The organism is Paenibacillus sp. oral taxon 786 str. D14, from assembly GCF_000159955.1.
Taxonomy (GTDB): Bacteria; Bacillota; Bacilli; order Paenibacillales; family Paenibacillaceae; genus Fontibacillus; species Fontibacillus phoenicis.
In genome coordinates this window covers 54300-55428 of record NZ_GG695989.1, presented here as the reverse complement: position 1 = coordinate 55428, position 1129 = coordinate 54300, and the positions used below count along the sequence as shown (strand labels likewise).

Here is a 1129-nt window from a genome sequence, read left to right as displayed (position 1 = left end):
ATTCACCATTTTTACTGTTACTTGCTTCAATCCACATGGGTATTTTAAGGAACACGACAGTGGCATGAAGTTGATTTACTGTCAGAATGAGGTGCCCTAACGTTCCGCCCCCTTCTGATATTTATTCCATCGTATAGCTCTTCACAAGCTCATCCAGATCACCCCAGATTTGCTGGAGTCTCACTTTGAGCATTCCATCTGTTTCGACACAGGCATCATCCAATAACGATAAAGCCTCTTCAAGCATCCCCCTTACTCGCTCAAAAGGTTCTGCTTCAGCCTGAATAAGAGTTTGCTCTAAAGAGCTATGCTCATTTCTGGATTTCTCCCACATTAGCTTCAGCTTAGTCCATTCGCTCTCATTGGGAAGAACCAGCTTATGACGTGAAACTAATGAATCTTGACGCTTGCCCTTTTTGAACCAGTGCATAAACATGCTTCGATCACCCTTTCATTTTTTTGAAAATAAAAAAAGCCGATCTCTGCACGGACGAATCCATGCAAAAATCGGCTTTAATTCATTATCAGTACATTAAATTACACATGTGCGTGCGGTTTGACCTTTATCAGAGCCTTTCGGTACTCTTCTTCCCTTGTTCTCAGCACTGGAGATGTCGGGGGTAATGACTTTATCCTACTTTAATCCTCAGCTATAAAGCTTTGTAGGGGAGGTACAACAATTATAGCCTATACAGGCAACTCTTCTCTCCGGCAAACGGGAGTGTAGAGGTAAAGATAATTACAGGAATATTATAGCATTGTGATTTTTAAAATGCAATCATACGTTCCCATGTTATCCGGCTGCAAATTCCCGATCTTCCGCTTCTTCCATAACCGGTTTCAGCTTTACCTCAGATCCGCGGATCTCACTGTCGATTTTGGAAGCTATCTCCGGATGTTCCTTTAAGAACTGCTTGGCATTCTCCCTGCCTTGCCCTAAACGATCACCGGCATAAGAAAACCACGAACCGGATTTTTCAATCACATTCAGTTCAACTCCGAGATCAAGAAGGGTGGCTTCTTTCGAAATGCCTTCACCATACATCATATCAACCTCAACCTGCTTAAACGGCGGTGCAACCTTATTTTTAACGACCTTAATACGTGTCCGGCTTCCTACCATCTCATT

General features: G+C 42.9%; 1 protein-coding gene and 1 pseudogene. Both read right to left on the bottom strand.

Annotated features, from left to right (window positions below; translation table 11 throughout):
* Positions 1 to 121 precede the first annotated feature (121 nt).
* On the bottom strand, positions 122 to 436 hold the full coding sequence (locus POTG_RS18670; protein ID WP_009226410.1) for a hypothetical protein: 315 nt from the start codon (positions 434 to 436) through the stop codon (positions 122 to 124).
* Positions 437 to 793: 357 nt separating this feature from the next.
* Positions 794 to 1129 (bottom strand): annotated as a pseudogene (locus tag POTG_RS18665) (recombinase RecA); the annotation flags it as partial.

What these genes read in the sequence shown, in the direction of transcription:
- POTG_RS18670 (WP_009226410.1), bottom strand. Translation starts at nt 436, where the DNA reads ATGTTTATGCACTGGTTCAAAAAGGGCAAGCGTCAAGATTCATTAGTT.